General features: G+C 73.1%; 12 protein-coding genes. All 12 read left to right on the plus strand.

The features are described 5' to 3' along the window. Window positions 1-34 precede the first annotated feature (34 nt). The 12 genes from AACH11_RS02090 (at window position 35) to AACH11_RS02145 (ending at window position 15,663) form a co-directional block, all read left to right on the plus strand. Window positions 35-2,002, plus strand: a complete 1,968-nt coding sequence (locus AACH11_RS02090) for a DUF3483 domain-containing protein (protein ID WP_341372531.1) — start codon at window positions 35-37, stop codon at window positions 2,000-2,002. Further along, window positions 1,999-3,186, plus strand: coding sequence for an FAD-binding protein (locus tag AACH11_RS02095; RefSeq protein ID WP_341372532.1), 1,188 nt, complete (start codon window positions 1,999-2,001; stop codon window positions 3,184-3,186). The genes AACH11_RS02090 and AACH11_RS02095 overlap by 4 nt, the downstream gene beginning before the upstream one ends. Then, on the plus strand, window positions 3,183-4,022 hold the full coding sequence (locus AACH11_RS02100) for a hypothetical protein (protein WP_341372533.1): 840 nt from the start codon (window positions 3,183-3,185) through the stop codon (window positions 4,020-4,022). The genes AACH11_RS02095 and AACH11_RS02100 overlap by 4 nt, the downstream gene beginning before the upstream one ends. Before the next feature lie 81 nt (window positions 4,023-4,103). Then, entirely contained in the window at window positions 4,104-5,387 is a 1,284-nt protein-coding gene (locus AACH11_RS02105) for an aromatic ring-hydroxylating oxygenase subunit alpha (protein ID WP_341372534.1), read from the plus strand. Between the two features lie 47 nt (window positions 5,388-5,434). Then, window positions 5,435-6,691, plus strand: coding sequence for an FAD-binding oxidoreductase (locus tag AACH11_RS02110; protein ID WP_341372535.1), 1,257 nt, complete (start codon window positions 5,435-5,437; stop codon window positions 6,689-6,691). 290 nt (window positions 6,692-6,981) lie between these two features. After that, window positions 6,982-8,028, plus strand: coding sequence for a quaternary amine ABC transporter ATP-binding protein (locus AACH11_RS02115; RefSeq protein ID WP_341372536.1), 1,047 nt, complete (start codon window positions 6,982-6,984; stop codon window positions 8,026-8,028). Between the two features lie 34 nt (window positions 8,029-8,062). Then, window positions 8,063-8,887 (plus strand): ABC transporter permease, encoded by an 825-nt coding sequence (locus AACH11_RS02120; RefSeq protein ID WP_341372643.1) that lies wholly within the window; start codon window positions 8,063-8,065, stop codon window positions 8,885-8,887. A gap of 159 nt (window positions 8,888-9,046) precedes the next feature. Further along, the gene (locus AACH11_RS02125) at window positions 9,047-10,342 is read left to right on the plus strand and encodes a GlxA family transcriptional regulator (RefSeq protein WP_341372537.1); all 1,296 of its coding nucleotides are present in this window, start codon (window positions 9,047-9,049) and stop codon (window positions 10,340-10,342) included. 138 nt (window positions 10,343-10,480) lie between these two features. Continuing rightward, window positions 10,481-11,410 (plus strand): EamA family transporter, encoded by a 930-nt coding sequence (locus tag AACH11_RS02130; protein WP_341372538.1) that lies wholly within the window; start codon window positions 10,481-10,483, stop codon window positions 11,408-11,410. Window positions 11,411-11,680: 270 nt separating this feature from the next. Next, complete coding sequence (glyA, locus tag AACH11_RS02135) at window positions 11,681-12,940, plus strand: serine hydroxymethyltransferase (protein WP_341372539.1); 1,260 nt, start codon at window positions 11,681-11,683, stop codon at window positions 12,938-12,940. Window positions 12,941-12,993: 53 nt separating this feature from the next. After that, window positions 12,994-14,385 carry an L-serine ammonia-lyase gene (locus AACH11_RS02140; protein WP_341372540.1) on the plus strand — a complete coding sequence of 464 codons (1,392 nt, stop codon included), beginning with the start codon at window positions 12,994-12,996 and terminating at the stop codon, window positions 14,383-14,385. A 33-nt stretch (window positions 14,386-14,418) separates the two neighbouring features. Then, a complete protein-coding gene (locus tag AACH11_RS02145; RefSeq protein WP_341372541.1) occupies window positions 14,419-15,663 on the plus strand; it encodes a sarcosine oxidase subunit beta family protein in 1,245 nt (414 codons plus the stop codon). The last annotated feature ends 106 nt before the right edge of the window (window positions 15,664-15,769 follow it).

Below are 15,769 nucleotides of genomic sequence, written 5' to 3' on the forward strand. Positions count from 1 at the left end.
GCCGGCCCGGAGCCTGACTGAGATGGACACCCCGATGTCTGGATTCGTGTGGCGGGACCTGGTGACCGCCGTGTTCTGGCTGGCGCTGCTGGCGCTGGCCGTCGGCACCGCGCGGCGCGCGGCGCTGTGGCGCCAGGGCGCGGCCGCCCGCGTGGCCTGGTCGGGCCTGCTGGCCATCCCCAAGCGCTACTTCGTCGATCTGCATGCGGTGGTGGTGCGCGAGCCGCTGGTGGCCCGGGCCCACGTGCTGGTGGCCGGCGGCGCCATCGCCAGCCTGGCGCTGGTGGCGCTCAACGACGGCCTGCGCCTGCGCTGGGCGCTGCTGGACGCGCTGCTGGTGCTGTCGGCCGCGGCCATGGTCGGCGGCGCGCTGATGATGCGCCGCCGCCGGGCGCAGCCCGAGGTGGCGCGCCGCGTCTCGCACGGCCCCTGGGACCGGCTGCCGGCCACGCTGGCCGTCGGTGCCGCCGGTGCGCTGGCGCTGGCCGCCAGCGCGCTGTGGTCGCCGCTGCTGGCGCCCTGGTGGGCGGCGGCCTGCGCGCTGGCCCTGGCCATCGGCGCGGCCGAGCTGGCGCTGGGCATCGGCCTGGCCGGGCCGATGAAGCATGCGGTGGCCGGCCTGCTGCATCTGGGCCTGCATCCGCGGCCCGAGCGCTTCGCGCCGCAGCCGGTCGGCCCGGCCGCCCAGCGCCGCGCGGTGGCGCTGCAGCCGGTGGTCCTCGGCCGTGACAAGCCGGGCGCCGGCCAGCCGGCCGATCTGCCCTGGAACCGTCTGCTGTCCTTCGATGCCTGCGTGCAGTGCGGCAAGTGCGAGGCCGCCTGCCCGGCCTATGCCGCCGGCCAGCCGCTGAACCCGAAGAAGCTGGTGCAGGATCTGGTCACCGGCATGGCCGGTGGCAGCGATGCGGCCTATGCCGGCAACCCCTATCCGGGGCAGACCGTCGGCCAGCACCAGGGCCGCGCCGACGCCCCCGTGGTGCCCGGCCTGATCCCGGCCGAGACGCTGTGGAGCTGCACCACCTGCCGCGCCTGCGTCCAGGCCTGCCCGATGCTGATCGAGCACGTGGACCTGGTGGTCAGCCTGAGGCGCAACCTGACGCTCGTCGGCGGCAGCCAGCCCAACAAGGCACCCGAGGTGCTGGCCGCGCTGCGCGAGACCGACACCCAGAGCCGCCAGCCGCTGGCCGCCCGCTTCCACTGGGCGACCGACTTCGAGCTGCCGGTGGCGCGGCCGGGCCAGCGCGTCGACTGGCTGCTGCTGGCCGGCGAGGCCGGCTTCGATCTGCGCGGCCAGCGCACGCTGCGCGCGCTGGTGCCGGTGCTCAAGGCTGGCGGCATCACGCCGGCGGTGCTGGGCGCGGCCGAGACCGACTGCGGCGACGTCGCCCGCCGCCTGGGCGACGAGGACGGCTGGCAGCGCCTGGCGCGGCAGCTGATCGCCACGCTGTGCGAGCGGCCGGCGGCCAACCTGGTCACCGCCGATCCGCATCTGCTGCAGGCGCTGCGCAACGAGTACCCGGCCTTCGATGCCGAATGGGCGGCGGTGCTGGCCGGCGGTGTCAAGGTCTGGCACCACACCGAGGTGCTGGACGATCTGCTGCAACGCGGCCGTCTGCGCCGCAAGGCCGACGCGGTCGAGGCCGCACCGGTGACCCTGCATGATCCCTGTTACCTCGGGCGCTACAACGGCCAGTTCGAGGCCCCGCGCCGCGCGCTGAAGGCCGTCGGCATCCCGATCGTCGAGATGGCGATGCACGGCCCGGCCGCCCGCTGCTGCGGCGGTGGCGGCGGTGCGCCGACCACCGACATCCCCGGCCGCCAGCGCATCCCCGACATCCGCATCGCCGATGCGCGGGCCACCGGCGCCGGCGTGGTCGCTGTCGCCTGCCCGCAGTGCACGGCCATGCTCGAAGGCGTGGTCGGCCCGCGGCCCGAGGTGCTGGACGTGGCCGAGCTGGTCGCCCGCGCCGTCGATCTGCAGCCCACCGGAGCCGCCCGATGAACACCGCCATCGCACACGGCGCGCGGGTGCGCCGCATCGACCCGCGCCGCCCCGTCGTCATCACGCCGCAGGGCCTGCGCCGCATCGTGCTGGGCAGCAGCGTCGGCGAGCGCCTGGGCGCCCAGGCCCGTTCCGGCGAGACCGTCAAGCCGCTGCGCCTGCAGGGCGAGCCGCGGGGCTGCCTGCTGGTGGTGGCCCACAGCGAGCGCGGCGCGCTCGACGACGCCGCCCGCGAGGTGGTGGCCGCCGCCGCGCTGCTGGCCGCCCCGCACGAGGCGGTGGTGCTGATCGCGCCGTGCACCGTCGAGGGCGTGGACGCGCCCCCGCCGCTGGCCGATGCGGCCGCGCTCGGCATCGACCGGGTCGAGCAGCTGCCCGTGCCGCCGGGCGCCGATGCCGCCGCGCTGGTGGTGGCCGTGGCCGCACGCTGGCGGGCGCTGAGCCCGCGCCACACGCTGTTGCCCGACCAGGGCGCCGATGCCGATCTGGGCCGACGCCTGGCCGCCCGCCTGGGTCTGGCCGCGGCCTGCGGCGTGCGCGAGATCGCACCGGCGGCCGAGGGCCGGCCGGCCCTGGCCCGCGTGGCCTGGGCCGGGACGGCCGAGGGCCCCGGCGCTGGCGAGGCCGGAAAGGCCGGCGAGGCCGCCACCGCACTGCCGGCGCTGGCCCTGCTGCAGCGCCAGGTCGCCCGCACCGAGCTGCCCTTCGTCGGCCGTGGCGAGCAGGCCTTGCTGCAGGCGCCGTCCCGCCAGCCCGCCGCCGGTCTGTCCGACCTCGGCCGCGAGGCCGGCCGCGCTGCCGAGGTGGCGCTGGAGGAGGCCGAGTTCATCCTGGCCGCCGGCAACGGCATCACCGACGTCGCCTTGTTCCAGGAGCTGGCCCAGGCGCTCGGCGCGGCGGTGGGCGCCTCGCGCGTGGCCGTCGACGATGGCCGCTTCACCCGCGCCCAGCAGGTCGGGGCCACCGGCAAGACCGTCCAGGCCCGCGGTTATCTGGCGCTCGGCATCTCGGGCGCCGTGCAGCATCTGCAGGGCATCCAGGCGGTGCGCCATGTCATCGCCGTCAACACCGATGCCGCCGCGCCGATGATGGCGCGCGCCGAGCTCGGCATCGTCGCCGACGCCCAGCCGCTGATGCGCGCGCTGCTGGCGCTGGTGCGCAGCCCGCAGGAGTCCCGCGCATGAACGCCCCGCGTCCTTCCTCCGCCCCGGCCGTGCTGGTCAGCCTGCGCATCGACCCGGTCAGCGGCCGCGCCACGCGCAGCGCCGGTGATGCGGCTGCGGCGGCCCTGGCCCTGCAGGCCGCTGCCGGCGTCGCCGTGCCGCGTCTGGTGCACGCCGGCCGCCTGCCCGAGCGCGTGGCCCGCGACTACCTGGCCCTCGGCCTGCCGCTGCTGCAGCAGTGGGTGGCGCCGGTCGGTGCCGCCGGTGCGGCCGCCGATGCGCTGACGCTGCTGCGGCAGGCCTGTGCCGACAGCCCGCTGGTGCTGACCGGTGCGCGCGCCGAGTCGGGTCTGGGCAGCGGCCTGCTGCCCTATGCGCTGGCCGAGGTACTGCAACGGCCGCTGCTGGCCGACGTGATCGATCTGCAGCGCGAGCCCGACGGCCACTGGCGCGTGACCCAGGCCCTGCCGCGCGGTGCCCGCCACCACTGGCGCCTGGCGCCCGGCGCCGGCGCGGTGCTGGTGACCAGCGCCCGCCTGGCCCAGCGCGCCGGGCTGGATCTGCGCCATGCCTGGGCCAGCGCCCAGCAGGGCCGCATCGAGACGGTGACGGCGGCCCGCACGGCCACCACCGGGCACGCGCCGGCCATGCCGGACTGGACGACCGGCCCCGCCCGCCGCCAGCGGGTCGCGCTGGCCGCCGCCAGCCGCGCCAGCGGCGCCGAGCGCATGGCCCGTGCCACCGGCAGCGGGGCGCCCAAGTCGGGCGGCGCGCTGCTGCGCGAGGGCAGCGTCGAGGACAAGGCCCGCGCCTTGCTGCAGCGCCTCCAGGCGCTGGCGCTGGTGTCCTCACGCTGAACGTCAGGCCCCGCCGCCCGCATCCACCGGATCTTCCTTCCATCCCGTCCACCGCATCGATCGCCGCCAGGGAGCCGCCTCATGCCCACCGCCCAACCGATCCGTTTCCAGCCTGCCACCTCCACCGCGCTGCTGCGCCAGCTGCTCGAACAGCGCACCCCCGGCCACAGCCTGGAGGCGCCGTTCTACCTGGATCCGTCGGTCTTCCAGGCCGACATGGCGCTGATCTTCGAGCGCCACTGGATCTTCGTCGCCGTGGCGCCGCAGGTGGCCGAGCCGGGCGACTACATCACCGTCGACGTCGGCCACAACTCGATCCTGATCGTGCGCGACGACGACATGGGCATCCAGGCCTTCCACAACGTCTGCCGTCACCGCGGCTCCAAGCTGTGCGAGGCGCATCAGGGCTCGCTCGGCAACATCGTCTGCCCCTACCACCAGTGGACCTATGACCTGGAAGGCCGGCTGATCCATGCCGACCACATGGGCGAGACCTTCCTGAAGGAGCAGCACCAGCTGCGCCGCGTCCATCTGCGCAACGTCGAGGGCCTGCTGTTCATCTGCCTGGCCGACGAGCCGCCGGCCGACTTCGACGAGGTGGCCGCCCGCATGAAGCCCTATCTGGCGCCGCACCGCCTGAACGAGGCCAAGGTCGCCGCCCAGGTCGACATCATCGAGCGCGGCAACTGGAAGCTGACGATGGAGAACAACCGCGAGTGCTACCACTGCGTGGGCAACCATCCGGAGCTGACCATCTCGCTGTACGAGCACGGCTTCGGCTACCAGCCTGGCCCGCAGAATGAGGAGGGCCTGGCCCGCTTCGAGCAGATCGTCGAGGACAGCCACGCCAAGTGGGAGGCCATGGGCCTGCCCAGCGCCCGTCTGGAGGAGCTGGACAGCCGGGTCAGCGGCTTCCGCACCCAGCGCCTGCCGCTGGACCGCGCCGGCCAGTCGCAGACCATGGACACGCAGGTCGCCTGCACGAAGCTGCTGGCCGACTTCGGTGATGCCGCGCTCGGCGGCCTGTCGTTCTGGACCCAGCCCAACAGCTGGCACCACTTCATGAGCGACCACGTGGTCAGCTTCTCGGTCATCCCCATCAGCGCCGAGCGCACGCTGGTGCGCACCACCTGGTGCGTGCACAAGGACGCGGTCGAGGGCGTGGACTACACGGTCGAGAACCTGACCAAGGTGTGGAACGCCACCAATGACCAGGACCGCCGCCTGGTCGAGCTGACCCAGGCCGGCGTGGCCAGCCCGGCCTACCGGCCGGGCCCGTACTCGCCGTTCACCGAAGGCCTGGTCGAGGCCTTCTGCGTCTGGTACGTCGACCGCCTGCGCGCCGGCGTGGCGTCGCTGGGCTGAGGCCCGCAGCCGCCGTCCGCCGGCCCGACCGACCGCCAGGAGTCCCGATGTCGTCCCCGTCCCTTCCGACCGCCGAGGCCGTGCCGGCCCCGGATCCCGCCGTCGCCCTGCCGCCACCCTGGGGCGGTGATGATGAATGGCTGCAGTGCGTGGCCGTGGTGCAGGAAACGCACGACGTGCGCAGCTTCGTGCTGCGTCCGGTCGAGGCGCGCAGCTGGCGCTACCGGCCCGGCCAGTTCATCACCCTGGCCCTCGACATCGACGGCCAGCGCATCTGGCGCAGCTACACGCTGAGCTCCAGCCCGACGCGGCCCGACAGCGTGGCCATCACCGTCAAGCGGGTGCCGGGCGGCCCGGTCTCCAACTGGCTGCATGAGCGGCTGAAGCCGGGCATGCGGCTGTCGGTCAGCGGCCCGGCCGGGGAGTTCTGCCCGCCGGCCGGCCCGCTGCAGGCGCCGGCCCGCGGCCAGCTCTACCTGTCGGCCGGCAGCGGCATCACGCCGCTGATGTCGATGGCGCGCAGCTGGGCCGACCTGGGCACCGACGTCGATCTGCACTTCCTGCACGCGGCGCGCACGCCGGCCGACCGCATCTTCGGCGCCGAGCTGGACTGGCTGGCGACACGGCTGCCGCGCTGGCGCTCGACGCTGCTGTGCGAGCAGGCCACGCCCGGCTGGCACGGCCCGGTCGGCCGCATCGATCTGGCCCTGCTGCGCCGCCAGGTGCCGGACCTGCTCGACCGCGAGGTCTGGTGCTGCGGCCCGGCGCCGTTCATGGCTGCCGTGCGCGCGCTGCTGGCCGAGGCCGGCTTCGATCCGTCGCGCTACCACGAGGAGAGCTTCAGCTTCGGTGCCGCGGCGCAGCCGGTGGTGGCCACGCCGGCACCGGCTCCCGCACCGCTGCCGGCCGCCGCCACCCAGCCGCCGGGCACCGCGACCGAGGCCGTGGTCCCCGCCACCTCGCCGGCCGCCGCGCCCGCACCGCAGGCCGCACCCGCTGCCGCGGCGCCGGCCGCCGCCGTCTCCTCATCGCCTGACACTGCGCGTTACACCGTCACGCTGAGCAAGCGCGGCGAGCGCTTCGACTGCGGTGCCGACGAGACGGTGCTGCAGGCCGCCCAGCGGGCCGGCGTGCGCTGGCCCTTCGCCTGCGCCAATGGCGTCTGCGGCACCTGCCGCACGCAGCGCAGCGCCGGCGAGGTGCAGATGAGCCAGAACGGCGGCCTGCGCCCGCGCGAGGTGGCCCAGGGCTGGTTCCTGCCCTGCTGCAGCCGCCCGCTCGGCGACCTCACGCTGGAGCGCTGAGCGATGGCCCCGACGCACGACGGACAGCACCGGCGGGCGTCGGGAACGGCGGTGCGCTCCGGCGCGCCACCCCCGCGCGCCACGCCCCCGCCCGCCATGCACGGCACCGGTGCATGGCGTGCACCGCGACGAACGACACGCACCGCCCCCCGGGCCGTGGCGCCGCCGCATGTCCGCACTCCCCCCAGAACCCCCGCCACCCCCCCGGGGAAGCCAGATTCCGTGATGGCACGTGCTTTGCGAAGATGGCTTCCGCGTTCCGATACCCCGCAAGCCCCCAGGAGGCGCTGATGTCCGACCCCAAGATACGGGTACGCAATCTCACCAAGATCTTCGGTGCCCGCCCCGAACAGGCGCTGACCCTGCTGCAGCAGGGCCTGAGCAAGGACGAGATCGTCCAGCGCACCGGCCAGGTCGTCGGTGTCAACAAGGTCAGCTTCGATGTCCACGCCGGTGACATCCATGTGCTCATGGGCCTGTCGGGCTCGGGCAAGTCCACGCTGATCCGTCTGATCAACCGCCTGGTCGAGCCTTCGGCCGGCAGCATCACCATCGATGGCGAGGACATCACCCGCCTGCCGCAGTCCGAGCTGGTGCGCTGGCGCCGCAAGCGCGTGGCGATGGTGTTCCAGAGCTTCGCGCTGATGCCGCACCGCACGGTGTTCGACAACGTGGCCTTCGGTCTGGAGATCGCCGGCGGCTCGCGCCGCCAGTACCAGGACAAGGTGATGGGCGCGCTGGAGCAGGTCGGCCTCAAGACCTACGCCGGCAAGCTGCCGCGCCAGCTCTCGGGCGGCATGCAGCAGCGCGTGGGCCTGGCCCGGGCGCTGGCGGTCGATCCCGACATCCTGCTGATGGACGAGGCCTTCTCGGCGCTCGATCCGCTCAAGCGCACCGAGATGCAGGACCTGATGCTGCAGCTGCAGCGCGAACAGAGCCGCACGATCTTCTTCGTCTCGCATGATCTGGAGGAGGCCCTGAAGATCGGTACGCGCATCGCCATCATGGAAGGCGGCAACCTGGTGCAGGAAGGCAGCCCGCACGAGATCGTCACCCGGCCGGCCAACGACTATGTGCGGCGCTTCTTCAAGGGCGTCGACACCTCGCGTTATCTGACCGCCGCCGATCTGGTCGATCCGACGATGCCGAGTGCCCAGATCATCGCGCTCGACAGCGCTGCACGCCTGCGCAGCACCACCACTTTGCCGGACACGCTGCGCACCGTCCTTGGCATGGATCAACCGGTGAACGTGTTCGACGAGGCCGAGCACCTGCTCGGCTGCATCACCCCCAAGAGCCTCCTGGTCAAGATCGCGAGTACCCGTCATGTCGGCTGATTGGCTCCAACAACTGCTGGGCGACACCAAGGGGATGTTGCCGCTGGGCGACCTGGTCAACCAGGGCGTGCGTCTGCTGCTGGAGCACGGGGGCACCGTCTTCGATGCCATCGGCGGTCTGGTCGAGCACTTCGCCGGCCAGATCGAGGCGCTGTTCCTGGCCGTGCCCTCGTGGCTGGTCATCATCGGCGTGGTCGCGCTCGGGGTCTGGCGCCTGCACTGGCGCTTCGGCCTGTTCGTCTTCGTCAGCCTGATGGTCATCCGCATCACCGGCTTCTGGGACCAGACCATGGTCACGCTGGCCCTGGTGTTCTCGGCCACCTTCATCAGCCTGATCGTCGGCGTGCCGCTGGGCATCGTCTGCGCCCGCAGCGAGCGCATCAACGCGCTGATCCGCCCGGTGCTGGACTTCATGCAGACGATGCCCGCCTTCGTCTACCTGATCCCGGCGGCGATGCTGTTCGGCCTCGGCCGCGTGCCCGGCATCCTGGCCACGGTGGTGTTCGCGATGCCGCCGGTGGTGCGCCTGACGGCGCTCGGCATCCGGCAGGTCAACGCCGAGCAGGTCGAGGCCGGCCAGGCCTTCGGCTGCACCTCGTTCCAGCTGTTGTGGAAGGTGCAGCTGCCGATCGCGATGCCCACGCTGATGGCCGGTGTCAACCAGACCATCATGATGGCGCTGTCGATGGTGATCATCGCCTCGATGGTCGGCGCCGGTGGTCTGGGCAACGACGTGCTGGCCAGCATCCAGCGCCTGGACATCGGACTCGGCTTCGAGAGCGGGCTGGCGGTGGTGCTGCTGGCCATCATCCTCGACCGCCTGACCGAGAGTTTCGGCGCCGTGCGGCGCGAGAGCTGAGCTCCGGCGCCCGCACCCGCACGGCCTCACGGTGGTGCGGATGCGGCGCCGATGCGGCGGGGCATGGATCCTGCTGTTCCTCCTGCACCGGGCCCTGCGCGGTGCCCGTCACGGCCGCTGCGGCGGCCGCTCCTGTCCACCCGTCGCCGTCGCCACGCCATGCCCCCTCGTCCTGAAGCTCCGCCCCGGCACATCGGCTTCCTGCTGCTGCACAACTACTCGATGATCGCGTTCGCCAACGCGCTCGAGGTGCTGCGCATGGCCAACTACCTGAGCCGCCGCACGCTCTACCGCTGGACGGTGGCCGCCGCCCCGGCCGGCGAGGCCGAGGCGCAGGGCGGCGACTGGCCGGGCCTGCCGGTGGCCGCGGGCGTGAGCACCGTCGACGCCAGCAACGGCCTGCAACTGGTGCAGGACGGCGCCTCGCTGGCGGCGCTGGCCCACTGCGAGGTGGTCTTCGTCTGCGGCGGTGTCGGCGTGCAGCAGGCCACCACCGAGCCGGTGCGCGCGCTGCTGCGCCGCCTGGCCGCACGCGGCGTGGCCCTCGGCGCGCTGTGCACCGGCACCCATGCGCTGGCCGCGGCCGGCGTGCTCGACGGCTACCGCTGCGCGGTGCACTGGGAGAACCTGGCCGCGCTGCGCGAGGCCCATCCCAAGGTGCAGTTCGCGCAGGAGGTCTTCCTGATCGACCGTGACCGCCTGACCGCCTCCGGCGGCACCGCGCCGCTGCACCTGATGCTGCACCTGGTGCGCGGCCACCACGGCCAGAAGCTGGCGGTCGACATCTCCGAGCAGTTCATCGTCGACCGCATGCGGGCGCCGACCGACCAGCAGCGCCTGCCACAGCCCGAATGCATCGGCCCCGGCTACGAGCACCTGACCGAGGCGGCCGAGCTGATGGCCGCCAACATCGAGGAGCCGCTGCCGCTGTCGGAGATCGCCGCGGCCACCGGGGTCTCGCTGCGCCAGCTCGAACGGCTGTTCCACCGCTACTACAGCCTGAGCCCGGCCCAGCACTACATGAACCTGCGGCTGCGCCGCGCGCGCGAGCTGCTGATGCACACCGCGCAGCCCATCATGCAGATCACCGTGGCCTGCGGCTTCCAGTCCTCGTCGCACTTCTGCAAGGCCTACCGCGCGCTGTTCGGCCATGCGCCGAGCGAGGACCGCCGGCGTGACCGCCAGATGCCCGCCGCCGAGGCGACGACGGCGGTGCGGCGCGCGCCGCGCCGGCCGCCGGTCGTGCTGTCGCATGCGCCGGCGCCGTCGCCGCTGCCCGACATGCTGGGCCGCGGCCCGGTGCCGGACGTGCCGCCGGTGGTCGCGCCGCCGGGCGTCGACCGTGCCGCGCCGCTGCGCGCCGAGCCCGAGCGCCGGCCGCTGCGCCGTGCGCCGGCACCGCTGGCCGCGGCACTGCCGCTCGCGGCCGGCAAGGTGCTGCGCGCCAGCGCCTGAGTCCGTCCGTCAGGCCGCGGGGCGGGCCGGCGCCGTCCGCCGCGTGCGGGCGGCCCGCCGCCCGTCGCCGGTCGTCCCCCGGGGCGCCGGCCGTGCCCGGCGTCCCGTCCCCGTTCCGGCTTCCGCCCGTTCGACACCGTGCCTGTCCCGTCCGCTCCGGCGGCCCCGTCGTCCGCCGAGCGCGGGCGGGTCTGGGCCTCGCTCTTCGTCGTCTGGGTGCTGTGGTCGACCAGCTATCTGGCGCTCGGCCATCTGGTCACACTGCTGCCGCCGCTGCTGGCCGTCGCCTTGCGCAATGCGCTGGCGGCCGTGGCGCTGATCGGCGTGGCCGTGCTCTGCCGCCAGCCGGCGCCGGGGCGGCGTCAGCTGCTGCGGCCGGCGCTCGTCGGCCTGCTGCTGGTCGGGCTCGGTGAATCCCTGCTGAGCCTCGGTCTGCAGACGGCCAGCCCCGGCCGCTCGGCCGTGCTCTACGCGGCCGTGCCCATCCTCACCAGCGTGCTGCTGGCCTGCAGCGGGCAGCGGCTCAACCGTGGCCAGACGGCCGGTGCGGTGCTCGGCGTCTGCGGCGTCGCGCTGCTCAACCTCGATCTGCTGCGCCCGGGCCAGGCCGGCGGCCCGCGCGGTGAAGGGCTGGTGCTGGCCAGCGCGGTGTGCGCGGCGCTGGCGGCCGTGCTGGCCACGCGGGCCGGCCGCAGCCCGCACCGCATGCCCGAGTCCGCGCTGTGGGCGGCCGGCGTGCAGCTGCTGGTGGGGGCCTCGGTCGCGGGCCTCGGCGGCCTGGTGCGGGGCGAGGTCTGGCCCGGCTGGCCGCCGCTGCAGGCCTGGGCCGCCCTGGCCTGGCTCAGCCTCGTGCTGTCGGCCGGCGGCTATGCGGCCTACAACCACCTGCAGCGCGTCAGCGGGCCGCTGGTGGCGGCCAGCTATGCCTACGTCAATCCGCCGGTGGCCCTGGCCCTGGCCTGGCTGCTGACCGGCGAGGCGCTCGACGCGCGCGAACTCGCCGCCGTCGCCATCGTGCTGGCCGGGGTGCTCACCACGGTGCTGGCCGGGCGCGTCAACCGGCCCTGACGAGCGGGCGGGCCGGGGCGGCGGGCTGAGCGGTCGGCCGGTGCGGCCGGACCGGGTGTGCGGACGGTTCCGCGGCCGCGGCGTGCGGCCGATCCGGGACCTCCGCTGCCTCCGGATTGACCCGGAGTGCTGACGCATATCAGCAAGGCGGTGTCGTAAACAGCAAGGCGTGGCCGGATGGCGGCGGCGACGATGCAGCCCATGCCGTCGGGTGTACGCCACGCTTCGACGGACCGCCGCACCGGCCCCCTTCCGACGCCTCCGCCCGCCATGTTCAGCCACACCGATCACGCCCTGTCCGCCATCGACCCCGAGATCTGGGAGGTCGTCCGCCAGGAAAACCGCCGCCAGGAAGCCCACATCGAGCTGATCGCCAGCGAGAACTACACCTCGCCGGCCGTCATGACCGCCCAGGGCAGCCAGCTGACCAACAAGTACGCCGAAGGCTATCCGGGCCGCCGCTACTACGGCGGTTGCGAGCACGTCGACCGCGCCGAGCAGCTGGCCATCGACCGCGTCAAGCGCCTGTTCGGTGCCGACGTCCACGGCTGGGCCGCCAACGTGCAGCCGCACTCCGGCGCCCAGGCCAACGAGGCCGTGTTCATGGCGCTGATGCAGCCGGGCGACACCTTCATGGGCCTGAGCCTGGCCGAAGGCGGTCACCTGTCGCACGGCATGGCCCTCAACATGAGCGGCAAGTGGTTCAAGCCGGTGGCCTACGGCCTGAACGCCGACGAGGCCATCGACTACGACGCGATGGAGCGTCTGGCCCGCGAGCACCGCCCCAAGATCATCATCGCCGGTGCCTCGGCCTACGCGCTGCGCATCGACTTCGAGCGCTGCGCCCGCATCGCCCACGACGTCGGCGCGCTGCTGATGGTCGACATGGCCCACTACGCGGGCCTGATCGCCGCCGGCCTGTATCCGAACCCGATCCCGCACGCCGACATCGTCACCAGCACCACGCACAAGAGCCTGCGCGGCCCGCGCGGCGGCATCATCCTGTGCCGTCCGGAGCACGAGAAGGCGATCAACAGCGCCGTCTTCCCCGGCCTGCAGGGCGGCCCGCTGATGCACGTGATCGCCGCCAAGGCGGTGGCCTTCCACGAGGCGCTGCAGCCGGAGTTCAAGGTCTATGCGCAGAACGTGCTGGACAACGCCCAGGCGATGGCCGGCGCGCTGGTCGAGCGCGGCCTGCGCATCGTCAGCGGCCGCACCGAGAGCCACCTGATGCTGGTCGACCTGCGCGCCTCCGGCCTGACCGGCAAGGAAGCCGAGGCCCTGCTGGGCGCGGCCCACATCACGGTCAACAAGAACGCGATCCCCAACGACCCGCAGAAGCCGATGATCACCAGCGGCGTGCGTCTGGGCAGCTGCGCGATGACCACGCGCGGCTTCGGTGTCGCGCAGTCGCGTCAGGTCGCGAACCTGATCGCCGACCTGCTGGCCGCGCCGCAGGACAACGGCGTGCTGGGCGCCGTCTGCGACCAGGTCGCGCAGCTGTCCCGCGATTTCCCGGTCTACCGCTGATCCGTCCACGCAGGCACGCTCCGCCCAGTCCCCCCACGCGAACGGAACGCCCCATGGCCGTCAGCACCTTCGACCTGTTCAAGATCGGCATCGGGCCGAGCAGCTCGCACACCGTGGGGCCGATGCGCGCCGCCCGGATGTTCACCCACCGCCTGCAGCGCGACGAGCTGCTGGCCCGCACCAGCCGTGTGCGCTGCGAGCTGTTCGGCTCGCTGGGCGCCACCGGCAAGGGCCACGGCAGCGACAAGGCCGTGCTGCTGGGCCTGCTCGGCCACGAGCCCGACACGGTCGACGTGGACGCCGTGCCGGCGCTGCTGGCCGGCGTGCGCGAGTCGCGCCAGCTGGCGCTCGGCGGCCAGCAGACGCTGGCCTTCGACGAGGCACAGGACCTCATCTTCAACCGCCGCGACAGCCTGCCGCTGCATGCCAACGGCATGGTGCTGCAGGCCTTCGACGCCGACGGCGTGCTGCTGACCGAGCGCACCTACTACTCGGTGGGCGGCGGCTTCGTCGTCGATGCCCAGGTGGCCGAGGACGGCAGCGTCACGCAGCGCATCGCACCCGACACCACGGTGCTGCCGCACCCCTTCCACAGCGCCGACGAGCTGCTGGCGCGCACCCGCGAGCTGCGCTGCTCGATCGCCGAGCTGATGCGCCGCAACGAGCGCCACTGGCGCAGCGACGCCGAGATCGATGCCGGCCTGCACCGCATCTGGCGCGTCATGCAGGACTGCGTCTCGCGCGGCTGCCGCACCGAAGGCATCCTGCCCGGCGGCTTCAAGGTCAAGCGCCGCGCCGCCGAATGGCACCGTGCGCTGTGCGCCCACCCCGAGGCCGCGCTGCGCGATCCGCTGCAGGTGATGGACTGGGTCAACCTCTACGCGCTGGCGGTCAACGAGGAGAACGCGGCCGGTGGCCGTGTCGTCACCGCGCCGACCAACGGGGCGGCCGGCATCGTGCCGGCGGTGCTGCACTACTACGCCCGCTTCATCCCCGGCGCCAACGACGCCGGCATCGTCGACTTCCTGCTGACGGCCGGCGCGATCGGCATCCTCTACAAGGAGAACGCCAGCATCTCCGGCGCCGAGGTCGGCTGCCAGGGCGAGGTCGGCGTGGCCTGCAGCATGGCCGCCGGTGCGCTGGCCGGGGCCATGGGCGGCACGCCCGAGCAGGTCGAGAACGCGGCCGAGATCGCGATGGAGCACCACCTGGGGCTGACCTGCGATCCGGTCGGCGGCCTGGTGCAGATCCCCTGCATCGAGCGCAACGCCATCGCCTCGGTCAAGGCCATCAACGCCGCCCGCATGGCGCTGCGCGGCGACGGCAGCCACCACGTCAGCCTGGACAAGGTGATCAAGACCATGCGCGAGACCGGTGCCGACATGCAGACCAAGTACAAGGAAACCGCCCGTGGCGGCCTGGCCGTCAACATCGTCGAATGTTGAGCAGCTAACGCACAAGCACAGGACACAAGAGCCATGCAGAAGTTCTCGATCTGGTCGTTGCTGCGCAACGCGATGAGCTACCACGAGGGCTGGGAGCGCCAGTGGCGCTCGCCCGAGCCCAAGAAGCAGTACGACGTCGTCATCATCGGCGCCGGTGGCCACGGTCTGGCCACCGCCTACTACCTGGCCAAGGAGCACGGCATCCGCAACGTCGCGGTCGTCGAGCGCGGCTGGCTGGGCGGCGGCAACACCGCGCGCAACACCACGATCGTGCGCTCGAACTACCTGTGGGACGAGTCCACCGCGCTCTACGAGAAGGGCATGAAGCTGTGGGAGGGCCTGTCGCAGGACCTCAACTACAACGTCATGTTCAGCCAGCGCGGCGTGCTCAACCTGGCCCACACGCTGCAGGAGATGCGCGACACCGAGCGCCGCGTCACCGCCAACCGTCTCAACGGCGTGGATGCGGAGATGCTGAGCCCGGCGCAGATCCAGGAGATCGTGCCCTTCATCAACCTGAACACCCGCTACCCGGTGCTGGGCGCCTCGATCCAGCGCCGTGCCGGCGTGGCCCGCCACGACGCGGTGGCCTGGGGCTTCGCCCGCGCCGCCGACGCGCTCGGCGTGGACATCCTGCAGAACTGCGAGGTCACCGGCATCCGCCGTGACGGCGGCGCGGTCACCGGCGTGGACACGGCCAAGGGCTTCATCTCGGCCAAGAAGGTGGCCATCGTCGCCGCCGGCCACACCAGCGTGGTCGCCGGCATGGCCGGCATCCGCCTGCCGCTGGAGAGCCATCCGCTGCAGGCGCTGGTCTCCGAGCCGCTCAAGCCGATCTTCCCGACGGTGGTGATGAGCAACGCCATCCACGCCTACATCAGCCAGTCCGACAAGGGCGATCTGGTGATCGGCGCCGGCATCGACCAGTACAGCGGCTACGGCCAGCGCGGCAGCTTCCACACCATCGAGCACACGCTGCAGGCCATCGTCGAGATGTTCCCGATCTTCTCGCGCGTGCGGATGAACCGGCAGTGGGGCGGCATCGTCGATGTCTCGCCGGACGCCTGCCCGATCATCGGCCTGACGCCGGTCAAGGGCCTCTACATCAACTGCGGCTGGGGCACCGGCGGCTTCAAGGCCACGCCGGGTTCGGGTTGGGTGCTGGCCCACACCATCGCGCAGGACCGGCCGCACGCGCTCAACGCCGCCCTCGGCCTGGACCGCTTCTACAGCGGCCACCTCATCGACGAGCACGGCGCTGCGGCTGTCGCGCACTGAGGTCCCCCCCGAAGCGGCCAAGGCCGCTCCCCCCAGGGGGCGCCGCCAGCGGCCCGGCCGAGCCGGTTCCGCGGCGGCCGCTGGGTGAAGAAGAACATCTTTCCGG

The sequence above is a fragment of the Pseudaquabacterium rugosum genome, assembly GCF_038066575.1.
Lineage (GTDB): Bacteria > Pseudomonadota > Gammaproteobacteria > Burkholderiales > Burkholderiaceae_C > Pseudaquabacterium > Pseudaquabacterium rugosum.

Coding starts and splice junctions, on each gene's coding strand:
- AACH11_RS02090 (WP_341372531.1), top strand. CDS start 35: ATGTCTGGATTCGTGTGGCGGGACCTGGTGACCGCCGTGTTCTGGCTG.
- AACH11_RS02095 (WP_341372532.1), top strand. CDS start 1,999: ATGAACACCGCCATCGCACACGGCGCGCGGGTGCGCCGCATCGACCCG.
- AACH11_RS02100 (WP_341372533.1), top strand. CDS start 3,183: ATGAACGCCCCGCGTCCTTCCTCCGCCCCGGCCGTGCTGGTCAGCCTG.
- AACH11_RS02105 (WP_341372534.1), top strand. CDS start 4,104: ATGCCCACCGCCCAACCGATCCGTTTCCAGCCTGCCACCTCCACCGCG.
- AACH11_RS02110 (WP_341372535.1), top strand. CDS start 5,435: ATGTCGTCCCCGTCCCTTCCGACCGCCGAGGCCGTGCCGGCCCCGGAT.
- AACH11_RS02115 (WP_341372536.1), top strand. CDS start 6,982: ATGTCCGACCCCAAGATACGGGTACGCAATCTCACCAAGATCTTCGGT.
- AACH11_RS02120 (WP_341372643.1), top strand. CDS start 8,063: ATGTTGCCGCTGGGCGACCTGGTCAACCAGGGCGTGCGTCTGCTGCTG.
- AACH11_RS02125 (WP_341372537.1), top strand. CDS start 9,047: ATGCCCCCTCGTCCTGAAGCTCCGCCCCGGCACATCGGCTTCCTGCTG.
- glyA (WP_341372539.1), top strand. CDS start 11,681: ATGTTCAGCCACACCGATCACGCCCTGTCCGCCATCGACCCCGAGATC.
- AACH11_RS02140 (WP_341372540.1), top strand. CDS start 12,994: ATGGCCGTCAGCACCTTCGACCTGTTCAAGATCGGCATCGGGCCGAGC.
- AACH11_RS02145 (WP_341372541.1), top strand. CDS start 14,419: ATGCAGAAGTTCTCGATCTGGTCGTTGCTGCGCAACGCGATGAGCTAC.